10 protein-coding genes are annotated in these 9,894 nt (G+C 65.9%); 5 read left to right on the top strand and 5 right to left on the bottom strand.

Annotated elements, in window-relative coordinates:
* Positions 1 to 157: 157 nt before the first annotated feature.
* From NMQ16_RS01705 to NMQ16_RS01695, 3 genes are all read right to left on the bottom strand, one after another.
* Positions 158 to 1,324 carry a PatB family C-S lyase gene (locus tag NMQ16_RS01705; protein ID WP_257078751.1) on the bottom strand — a complete coding sequence of 389 codons (1,167 nt, stop codon included), beginning with the start codon at positions 1,322 to 1,324 and terminating at the stop codon, positions 158 to 160.
* Between the two features lie 14 nt (positions 1,325 to 1,338).
* Positions 1,339 to 3,474 (bottom strand): 5-histidylcysteine sulfoxide synthase, encoded by a 2,136-nt coding sequence (ovoA, locus tag NMQ16_RS01700; protein WP_257078750.1) that lies wholly within the window; start codon positions 3,472 to 3,474, stop codon positions 1,339 to 1,341.
* Positions 3,475 to 3,637: 163 nt separating this feature from the next.
* The gene (locus NMQ16_RS01695) at positions 3,638 to 4,549 is read right to left on the bottom strand and encodes a LysR substrate-binding domain-containing protein (protein ID WP_257078749.1); all 912 of its coding nucleotides are present in this window, start codon (positions 4,547 to 4,549) and stop codon (positions 3,638 to 3,640) included.
* A 125-nt stretch (positions 4,550 to 4,674) separates the two neighbouring features.
* On the opposite strand from NMQ16_RS01695, the gene NMQ16_RS01690 reads away from it, so the two are divergent.
* From NMQ16_RS01690 to NMQ16_RS01675, 4 genes are all read left to right on the top strand, one after another.
* Positions 4,675 to 5,322, top strand: a complete 648-nt coding sequence (locus NMQ16_RS01690; protein WP_257078748.1) for a glutathione S-transferase family protein — start codon at positions 4,675 to 4,677, stop codon at positions 5,320 to 5,322.
* Between the two features lie 5 nt (positions 5,323 to 5,327).
* Entirely contained in the window at positions 5,328 to 6,233 is a 906-nt protein-coding gene (locus NMQ16_RS01685; RefSeq protein WP_257078747.1) for a pyridoxamine 5'-phosphate oxidase family protein, read from the top strand.
* 53 nt (positions 6,234 to 6,286) lie between these two features.
* Positions 6,287 to 7,219, top strand: a complete 933-nt coding sequence (msrP, locus tag NMQ16_RS01680; RefSeq protein WP_257078746.1) for a protein-methionine-sulfoxide reductase catalytic subunit MsrP — start codon at positions 6,287 to 6,289, stop codon at positions 7,217 to 7,219.
* Positions 7,220 to 7,357: 138 nt separating this feature from the next.
* Entirely contained in the window at positions 7,358 to 7,966 is a 609-nt protein-coding gene (locus tag NMQ16_RS01675; protein WP_257078745.1) for a PEPxxWA-CTERM sorting domain-containing protein, read from the top strand.
* Positions 7,967 to 8,031: 65 nt separating this feature from the next.
* Here the strand turns inward: NMQ16_RS01675 and rnk are convergent, their stop codons facing one another.
* Positions 8,032 to 8,442 carry a nucleoside diphosphate kinase regulator gene (gene rnk, locus NMQ16_RS01670; RefSeq protein WP_257078744.1) on the bottom strand — a complete coding sequence of 137 codons (411 nt, stop codon included), beginning with the start codon at positions 8,440 to 8,442 and terminating at the stop codon, positions 8,032 to 8,034.
* Positions 8,443 to 8,680: 238 nt separating this feature from the next.
* Here rnk and NMQ16_RS01665 point away from each other — a divergent pair, with 238 nt between their 5' ends.
* Positions 8,681 to 9,487, top strand: coding sequence for an NYN domain-containing protein (locus NMQ16_RS01665; protein WP_257078743.1), 807 nt, complete (start codon positions 8,681 to 8,683; stop codon positions 9,485 to 9,487).
* 19 nt (positions 9,488 to 9,506) lie between these two features.
* Here the strand turns inward: NMQ16_RS01665 and NMQ16_RS01660 are convergent, their stop codons facing one another.
* Complete coding sequence (locus NMQ16_RS01660) at positions 9,507 to 9,878, bottom strand: hypothetical protein (RefSeq protein WP_257078742.1); 372 nt, start codon at positions 9,876 to 9,878, stop codon at positions 9,507 to 9,509.
* Between the last annotated feature and the right edge of the window lie 16 nt (positions 9,879 to 9,894).

Raw genomic sequence — 9,894 nt, 5'->3', positions numbered from 1 at the left:
GGCGGCCTCGCCGCGATGGATGCCGCGATGATCGTTGATCAACGCGCCGATCGCGGCGAGGCCGCCGCTCCCACAAAAACCGTCGCAGCGCCCATATGGCCTCTTCCACAGGGCAGGTCCAACACAGGCAGCCGCTCCCTTGCCCCCGAAGGGTCGCTCAGCGCCGTGACAACGCCTGCTCGATCCGCCCCAGCGCGTCGAGAATGACTGCACGGGGCGAACCGAGGTTGAGCCGCATGAAACCGCTGCCGCCGGTGCCGAAGGTGATGCCGGGGTTCATGCCGACCTGTGCGCCGTCGACGAAAAACTCGCGCAGTGCGCGGTCGTTCAGCCCCAGTGCGCGGCAGTCCAGCCAGATCAGGTAGGTGCCTTCCGGCTGCACGGCGCGTATGCCGGGCAGGCGCTGTGCGGCGAACTGCATGACGGCGTCGCGCGTGCCGGCCAGATAGGTCATCAGCGCATCTAGCCACGGGCCGCCGTCGCGGTAGGCGGCTTCGAATGCGGCGACGCTGAACGGGTTGGACGCGCTGACGTGCAGGCGCCCGAAGACGTTTTCGATCGCGCGCCGCTCGGCGTCGTCCGCGATCAGCGCCGACAGGCCCAGGCCCGGAATGTTGAAGGTCTTGCTCGGCGCCACCGTGGTGACGATGCGGTCGCCCGGCTGCGCCAATGTGGCCAGCGGAATGTGCGTGTGGCCCGGGTAGATCAGGTCGTGGTGGATTTCGTCGGCCAGCACGACCAGTCCGTGGCGGCGCGCCACGGCCAGCATGCCGTCCAGCTCGTCGTGCGACCACACGCGGCCGACCGGGTTGTGCGGCGAGCACAGCAGCAGCAGTTTCGCGCCGTCGGCGGCGCAGCGCTCGAGTTGATCGAGATCGAGGGTCCAGCGGCCGTCGCGCTCGATCAGCGGGTTTTCGATCACGCGCCGGCCGGTGTCGCGGATGGCCGAGAAGAAGGGCGGGTACACCGGCGGCTGCACGATGACGCCTTCACCCTCGGCGGCGAACGCCTGAACCGCCGCGTACAGCGTGGGCACGACGCCCGGGCACATCAGCACCGATTCCCGCGCGACCGACCAGCGGTGCCGCGCTCCGAGCCAGCCGGTCAGCGCATCGAAGGCACCGTCCGGGTAGAGCGAGTAGCCGAACACCGGGTGCGCGGCGCGCGCCGCCAGCGCATCGAGCACGGCGGGCGGCGCCGCGAAATCCATGTCGGCCACCCAGAGCGGGGTCACGGCCGTCGTACCGAAGTAGCTGGCGCGCCCGTCGTGCTTGACGCTGGCCGTGCCGTCGCGCGCGATGAGGCGGTCGAAATCGACGCTCACATCGGTCGTCCCGTTCAGCGCACGCGTTCCCACAGCGTGACCTCGGCCACCGTGTGCTGGTGCTTGCGACGCGTTTCGCGGATGACGAAAGGCACGTCGCGCGGCGCGCCGAGCGGACGGAAGTGCTCGCCCAGGATGAGCTTCATGCCATCGAGCGTGGTCCAGCTTTCGCCATCCTTCTTGAATCCGCCCAGCCAGTCTTCGCGTTTCGTGTGCTCTTCGAGCCAGGTGTAGGGCGAGCTGATCATCAGCACGCCACCGACATTGAGGCGTTCATGCACCGACTTCAGGAAGGCGGCCGGATCGTACAGCCGGTCGATCAGGTTGGCGGCCAGCATGAAGTCATAGCCGGTCAGCACCGATTTGAGGTTGCAGGCGTCGCCCTGCTGGAAGTCGACCCGCCCGCGCACCGCGTCCAGATCCATGTCGGCCAGGCGGCGGGTCTTGTACGACACCAGTTCACCTTCGTCCGGCAAGGTGTAGCGCAGTTCGCCCTGTTCGGCCAGATGGACGCCGGCGTTGATGAAGCGGGCCGAAAAATCGACGCCGGTGATGTGTTCGAAGTGACGTGCCAGTTCAAAGGTGGATCGGCCGGTGGCGCAGCCCAGATCGAGCGCGCGGCGGGCCGGGCGACCGCCCATGGCTTCGATGGCGATCTGCGCCAGCGCCTTCGGGAAGTTGGGCACGCCGAAGTACTCGTCGCCGTAATGGAATTCGGCGTACTCGGACAACTGCCGGTCGCTTTCGTAATAGACGTTCGGCGCTGTGGCCGGTGTATCGCTCACCACGTATCGGAACCCCGCATGCTGGAAGAAATGGCGGCGGAAGGCATAGCGCGATGCGCGCGTCGCCTCGTTGCCGCAGGAAATCCACGAGCCACCCTTGATCAGGTTGTGGCGCGCGTCGAAGGTCGGTGTCGAAAAATCATCATACGTCGGGTGCACATCGAAGCCGGCGAACGGGTAGATCGGCGTTTCAGTCCATTGCCACACATTGCCGACCACGTCGAAGAAGTCGCCGTGGGCAAAACGATCGACCGGACAGGACGATGCCCAGTGATCGAGGTGGATGTTGGCGCTCGCGGCGCCGTTCTCCGGTACCTCGGTCACGCCCGCCGCGTCATGCAGGCGGTACCACTCGTCTTCGGTCGGCAGCCGGACCGACGCGCCGCTGCGCGCGGCCTTCCAGTTACAGAAGGCCTTGGCTTCGTGGTAATTCGTTTCCACCGGCCAGTTCCATGGCATCGGCACCTGTTCGAGCATGAGCCGCAGATGCCAGCCATCGGCCGTGCGGACCCAGAACTCCGGGTGCGCGGTCTGGTGACCATCGCCGGTGCGCCAGGCGCGCCAGGCACGACCTTCGTCCTCCCACCAGGCTTCGTTCGCGTAGCCACCATCGTCGACGAACTCGAGGAATTCGCGGTTGCTGACGACGAAACGACTGGCCTGGAAGGCATCGACCGCGACTTCACGCTGCGCGTATTCGTTGTCCCAGCCGTAGATCGGGTCATCGCGCCGCCGGCCCAGTTGTGTGACGCCGGCAGCGACCGGGTGCAGCGCGTTGTCCGGTGCATCGCTGACGTCGCGGCAGGGCTCCCAGGCCGGGTGCGGGCGCACGTAATCGAGCCGGCTCTGCCGGATCAGTACCGATGAGGTTTCGAGATGGATGCGCTCGTGCTCGATGCCCATGATGACGACCCACCACGGATGGCTCCAGCCGATCGGCGGGGCGAGCGGCGCCGTGTGGATGACGCGGTCCACCACGCCACGCACCGCGTTGCGGTAGTCGCGCACCGCCTGCACGCTCGGCCAGTCGTAATTCGACTCGTTCAGATCGTCCCAGCTCATTTCATCGACGCCGACCGCGAACATCGATTCGAAGCGCGGGTTGATGCGCTCGTCGATCAGACCGGCAAGCAGCAGCTTGTTGATGAAGAACGTTGCGGTATGGCCGAGATAGAAGATGAGCGGATGGCGCAGCGAAATCGGTTTCCGGTAGTAGGCCTCGTCACAGGTCAGTACCTCGAACAGCTGTTCGTAGCGGCTGAAGGTGGCGTGAAAGTAATCGCGCAACGTGCTGCGCAGCGCGTCCGGGTCGGTCGCATCGAGGCGGGGCGTGCGCAGGAAAAGGGTGTCCTGATGGGCTTGCATGTTTTTCGTTTTTACTCCGGCGGATGCGGGTGTTGTAAGAGCTGCCGGTTGTCCGGGGGTGATGGCAGCTTCATCCGCTTGCCCCGGCTATGACCGCGTCTGTGACGCGGTGCCGGGCCGACAAGTTCAGACATTGTGCAGCGCGCACCGGGTCATGCGTATTTCACGCCTGATCCGGCGCGAATGCGCCGCTGTCGTCACCCAGTTCGCGCGCCAGCCAGTCCACCAGCAGCCGGGTGCGGCCTGGCAGCAGGCGTGCATGCGGGTACACGATGTGAACCGGCCGCGGTGGCGGCTCGAATTCGCGCAGCACAATGCGCAGTGTACCCCGTGCGAGGTAGGGCCTGACCTGGTAGCTCAGGAATAGGCCGAAACCGGCGCCGGCGGCACAGGCGTCGACCGCCGGTGCGATGTGGTTGAACTCGAGGTTGCCGGCGACCGGTACCGCGACGGCGCGACCGTTGATGTGAAAGCTCCACGCCAGGCTCGACGCGCCGGTGAAGCGCACGCAGGGTACGCCGCGCAGGGCGTCCGGATGTGCGGGCTCGCCGTGTGCGGCGATCAGGCCCGGGCTGGCGACCACCACGCGCCGGATGGCGCCGAGCGGTCGTGCGATCAGGCTGGAATCGTCCAGCGTACCGATGCGCACGCCGACGTCGATGCCTTCTTCCAGCATATTGACCACGCGGTCGTGCAGCAGCACGCGCAGCTTCACCTGCGGATACTGCAGCGCGAAGCGGGTGACGACAGGCGCCACATGCATCAGGCCGAACTGCACCGGCGCGGTCAGCGTGATCGGTCCCGACGGCTCGGCCGCCCCTTCCTTCAGCGCCTCTTCCGCGTCCTGCACGGCCGACAGCACCTGACGGCAACTTTCGAGATAGCTGCGGCCTTCGTCGGTCAGCGCGATGCGGCGCGTCGTGCGGTTCATCAGTCGCACACCCAGATGCGCCTCGAGTGCGGCCAGCGTGCGCACGACGGCCGGCAGCGAACTGTCGAGTGCCCGCGCGGCGGCAGTCAGGCTGCCCTGCTCCGCAATGTTGACGAAGGCGCGCATCGCCCTGAGTGTGTCCATGCCGGATATTACTGCGATAAGTGGAGCAGTGTTATCCGATATTGCTCATTTATTGCCTGAACTGGATCGTGGATAGTGTGTTGCGTCGCCCTTCGGCGGCACGAAACCCAACCGAGGAGTACGCCATGTCCCTGACCGCCATCCACCGTCCTGATGCCCCCATCGTGCTGCACGGCTTCAAGCTGTCCGGCCACAGCCACCGCGCCGAGCTGTTGCTCGGACTGCTGGGTCTGCCGTACGAATTCCGCCAGGTCGACCTGGCGGGCGCAGAACAGAAGACGCCGGCCTTTCTGCAGAAGAACAGTTTCGGCCAGGTGCCGGTGATCGAGGATGGCGCAACGGTGATCGCCGATTCGAATGCCATCCTCGTCTATCTGGCGCAACGTTACGCGCCCGGCCGCTGGCTGCCGCTGGACCCGGCCGGCCAGGCGCGGGTGCAGCGCTGGCTCACGGTCGCGGCCGGTCTGGTCGCTTTCGGTCCGGCCGCCGCGCGGCTGGTGACGCTGTTCCGCGCCCAGTTCGACACGCAGGAGGTGATCGCCCGCGCACACCGCCTGCTCGCCGTGATGGACGGCGAACTCGTCACGCAGGACTGGCTGGCAGGCACGACGCCGACACTGGCGGACGTCGCGGTCTACACCTATGTCGCCCATGCGCCGGAAGGCAATGTGTCGCTCGACGACTACCCGAACGTGCTTGCCTGGCTGGCGCGCGTCGAGGCGCTGCCCGGCTTCGTCGCGATGCCGGTCAGCCCTGTCGGCCTGCGCGCCTGATCGCCATGGACACCCCCCGCGATCCCTTCCACGACGGCGAGCGCGCGCTGCAGGCGCAGGCCGGCATGCAGGCGCGCATGGCCGAAATCGGCCCGCGCGCCATCCGCGACCACATGCCGGATCAGCATCGCGACTTCTTCGCGCAGCTGCCGTTTCTCGTTGTCGGCAGCGTCGACGCCGACGGACAGCCCTGGGCCTCGGTGCTGTCCGGCCCGCCGGGCTTCGTGCAGTCGCCCGATCCGCACACGCTGCGCGTCGCTGCGCCGGCGCCGGCGGGCAGCCCGCTGGCCGCGCACGTGCGCGTCGGCGCGCCGCTCGGACTGCTCGGCATCCAGCCGCACACGCGGCGGCGCAACAGGATGAATGGATCGGTGGCCCGGGCAAGCGCGGCCGGTTTCGATGTCGAGGTGGAGCAGAGCTTCGGCAACTGCCCGAAATACATCCGCACGCGCGAAGCCTTTTTCTTCGGTGACGACGCGCCGCCTGCACCGGCGCAGCCGCTGCCGGCGCTCGACGACGCGGCGCGCGCGCTGATCAGGCGCGCCGACACGCTGTTCATCGCGAGCGCGCACGCGGCCGGCGTCGATGTGTCGCATCGCGGCGGTGATCCGGGCTTCGTCACGGTCGGCCCGGATGACCTGCTGACCTTGCCCGACTATGCCGGCAACTTCTTCTTCAACACATTGGGCAATCTGCTGCTCGAGCCGCGCGCCGGTCTGCTGTTCATCGATTTCGACAGCGGCGACCTGCTGCAGGTGAACGGACGCACGCACATCGTGGAGAAAGAAGAAGCACTGGCCGACGCACTGGCTGCCCATCGCGGGGCGCAGCGCCTGCTCAGGATCGCGGTGACCGGTGCGCTGCGCGTACCGGGCGGTCTGCCGCTGCAGTGGTCGCCGATCGATCCGTAAGGATCGCGGCACCGCGCCGGTCTGTCGCAGCATTACCCGCCCGCCGTCATTGCATGCAGAAACCCCCGCACATCCGGATCCCGCCATCGGACATCACTCCGCGCAGCGTGTTCGAGGCGCGCCGCGACGCGCTGCGCGCCGGTGGCGCCTTGCTCGGCGCGTGGACCGCGCCGGGGGCGCTGTACGCGGCGTCCGGACTGGGCCCGCTGCAGCGCAGTCCTCATTCGATCACCGATCGGCCGACGCCGCTCGAACACGTCACCGGCTACAACAATTTCTACGAATTCGGGACCAGCAAGCAGGACCCGGCGGTCTATGCGCACAAGCTGCCGGTGCGTCCCTGGACGGTGAGCATCGAAGGCCTGGTGCGTACGCCGCGCACGCTGGACATCGACCGGATCATGAAGCTCGCGCCGCTGGAAGAGCGCATCTACCGCCTGCGCTGCGTCGAAGGCTGGTCGATGGTCGTGCCCTGGGTCGGCTTTCCGCTGTCGGCGCTGCTGAAGCAGGTCGAGCCACTGGGCAGCGCGAAGTACGTCGAATTCGAATCCTTTCACGACGCAAGGCTCATGTCGTCGCCCATCTTCAATCCGCTGGTGTTTCCCTACATCGAAGGACTGCGCCTGGACGAGGCGATGCACCCGCTGACGCTGCTGGTCGTCGGCCTGTACGGCGACCTGCTGCCGAAGCAGAACGGCGCGCCGCTGAGGCTGGCCGTGCCGTGGAAATACGGCTTCAAGAGTGCGAAGTCCATCGTGCGCATCCGGTTCATCGACGAGCAACCGCTGACGTCATGGAATCGCTCGGCACCGCACGATTTCGGTTTCTATTCCAACGTGAATCCGCAGGTCAGCCGCGAGCGCTACGACCAGCGCCGCGAGCGTCGTCTGGGCGAACTGCTCAAGCGCGACACGCTGATGTTCAATGGCTACGCCGACGAGGTGTCAGGCCTTTATGCGGGCATGGATCTGGCGCGCGCGTTCTGATCAAGCCGACCGGCGCGTCGAGAAAATTGACAGCGTGGCGTTGCGGCTGAGTCAAGTCCATTTCAATCAATGGCTTGTAAAAGTGGTTTGCAACTTGCTTGTAACATTTCAGCACCCCCTACATAAAGAAGGATATTCATGACTTCCCTGCTCAAGTCCCTGCTGATCGCGGCTTCGCTGATCGCAACCCCGGTCGCGTTCGCGGCATCGCCCGTCACGCCGGTGTCGGCGTCGAACAACGGTCTCGTCCTGATCGATGGTGCCGATCTGTCCATCCTGTTCGATGGCTACATCGCGCCGGAAGGCACGCCGTACCAGACGGATGCGGTGTCCTGGTTCAATCAGGTCGGCAGCAGCGGCGTCACGCTCGATTTCGACTTCGGTCAGCTCTACACGCTGAGCGACGTGCTCATCGGCGTCGATCACAACGATTTCTACCAGGTTCAGGTGTCGCTCGATGGATCGGCGTGGAACACGCTGTTCACCAACCTCGCATTCGAGGGCCAGTCGAATTTCGGCAGCGAAATCATTTCCAGCGTGGCGGGTGATCCGGAATACCAGGCGACCATCGACTTCCCGACCACGGTTGCGCGCTACGCCCGCATCTATGCCGTCAGCGGCGACAACGCGTTTTCGGTGTCGGAAGTGAGCTTCAGCGGCGTGGCCGTGGTGCCGGAACCTGAAACCTGGGCGCTGCTGATCGCCGGTCTCGGCCTGATCGGCGCCATCGCCTACCGTCGCAGCTGAACCGGCGACGCTGACAAAAAAGGCCGGCACATGTGCCGGCCTTTTTCTTTGCGGCGCGCCTGCGTTCAGCTGACGTAATCGCCCATCGCTTCGGGCTGCATCAGCACATCGAGCACGCGCACCGAGATCTGCCGCCCGCCCGGCACCTGCCACGGGATGGCCTGGCCGACCGACAGGCCGAGCAACGCACTGCCGATCGGCGCCAGCACTGACACCGTGCCGGAGACGCCGCTGGATTCCGGATACACGAGCTTGAGCTCGAAGATGGCGCCGTTCGAGTCATCGATGAAGCGCACCGTGGAATTCATCGTCACGACGCCCGGCGGCATGTCGGACGGTGCCACCGTTGTGGCGCGATCCAGTTCATCGCGCAGGGCGTCGGCGCCCGGCTGATGCCGGCAGGCCTCGCGGTCCAGCAGACGGTAAAGGCGCGCGGTATCGAGGCTGGATACGGTGATGGGGGGCGAATGCTGCATGCGGGTCACCTCATGATGGACGGATGTTCGGATGAACGAACGCACGGTCCGGCGTTCGATGATGGTGCCCCAAAACAAAAAGGCAGCGCCTTCGTCAGGCACTGCCCCCGGAATCACCAAGTATCCGAAAAGACTACTTCAAAGGGGGCGGCCGGGCCAGTCCGCCCACCTTTTTCCCGCGCGTACGCGCGGCGGCAGGCATCATGTCGGCCCCATCAGAGCACGCAGGGAGCACACATTGAGCCGCAGTGACAGCGAACCGAACCGGTCGGTCGCCCTATATTGGGATTTCGAGAACCTGCACGCCAGTCTTGTCGAAGACCGTTATGGCGAAGGTCATTACGCCAAGCCGGATTCCCGCTTCAAGGTGCAGGAACCGCTGGTCGACATTGATGCCATCGTCGGCCTCGGTGCATCGTTCGGACCGATCGCGATCAATCGCGCCTACTGCAACTGGCAGTACTTCGGCCGCTACCGCGACGTGCTGCTGCAGAGCGCGGTGGAACTGATCCAGCTGTTTCCGCCGGGTGCGTCAGCCAAGAACGGCGCCGACATCAAGCTGTGTCTGGATGCGACCGAAGACATCAGCCGCTTCGGTCACATCGGGACCGTCATCATCGTCGGTGGCGACAGCGATTTCATGCCGGTCGCACAGAAAATCAAGGCGGCCGGGCGCACGTTGATCGGCGTCGGCACGCGCAAGGCCACCAATCGCCACTGGGCGAAAAGCTGTCACGAGTTCCGCTACTACGAGAACCTGATCGGCAAGAGCCCGTCCGACGAGGCATCGCCGGCCGACGCGAGCGCGGTGCAGCCTTCGGATCCGGCGGCCGACCTCCTGCGACGCGCCGTGCGTCTGCTGTCCGGTGCCCAGGGCGAACCGTGGGTGAACAAGGCGTCGATCTGGCCGATGATCAAGCGGCTCGACGCCACGTTCGACGTCAAGGACCACGGCTACACCGATTTCAGCGACATGCTGAAGTCGCTCGACGCGGTGGTGGAGGTGAAGAAGGGCGAACTGGACCACGTCGTGCGCCTGCGGTGAACCCGCGCTGGCTGACCTGTCAGTAGGGCCGACGCATGCGCCGTCGCGGCGGCGGCAGACCGGTGTCGGCACGCAGCCGTCCGTGCTTCTGGGCGTCCAGCCGCAGCAGCTGGCGCGCCAGATAGATGCCGGCGGCGAGCGGCATGACGAATTCCGGATAGATGGCCTGCACGTTCTTGCCCAGTTCCATCAGATAGCCGACATAGCCGAACGCCAGTTTGGCCAGCGCGACGACGATCCAGACCTGGATGAAGATGATGAGCATGACCAGCGGGCTGGCCACCAGACGCTGCGAATGACGGCCACCGAACGCGCCGGCGACCAGCGCGATCAGCGCGATCCACCAGGCGCCGAGGAAGAACAGCAGATAACTCTGGAACTCTTCGATCACGGAAAGGCCTCTGCTG

Source organism: Methyloversatilis sp. XJ19-49 (assembly GCF_024580145.1).
In the GTDB taxonomy this organism is placed as follows: Bacteria; Pseudomonadota; Gammaproteobacteria; order Burkholderiales; family Rhodocyclaceae; genus Methyloversatilis.
Note: the sequence above shows the minus strand (reverse complement) of the source record. Positions and strands in the feature narration are given on the sequence as shown.

Bases quoted from the DNA above. Each gene is read 5' to 3' on its own strand.
- ovoA (WP_257078750.1), bottom strand. From the start codon at position 3,474: ATGCAAGCCCATCAGGACACCCTTTTCCTGCGCACGCCCCGCCTCGAT.
- NMQ16_RS01675 (WP_257078745.1), top strand. From the start codon at position 7,358: ATGACTTCCCTGCTCAAGTCCCTGCTGATCGCGGCTTCGCTGATCGCA.
- msrP (WP_257078746.1), top strand. From the start codon at position 6,287: ATGCAGAAACCCCCGCACATCCGGATCCCGCCATCGGACATCACTCCG.
- NMQ16_RS01690 (WP_257078748.1), top strand. From the start codon at position 4,675: ATGTCCCTGACCGCCATCCACCGTCCTGATGCCCCCATCGTGCTGCAC.
- rnk (WP_257078744.1), bottom strand. From the start codon at position 8,442: ATGCAGCATTCGCCCCCCATCACCGTATCCAGCCTCGATACCGCGCGC.
- NMQ16_RS01695 (WP_257078749.1), bottom strand. From the start codon at position 4,549: ATGGACACACTCAGGGCGATGCGCGCCTTCGTCAACATTGCGGAGCAG.
- NMQ16_RS01685 (WP_257078747.1), top strand. From the start codon at position 5,328: ATGGACACCCCCCGCGATCCCTTCCACGACGGCGAGCGCGCGCTGCAG.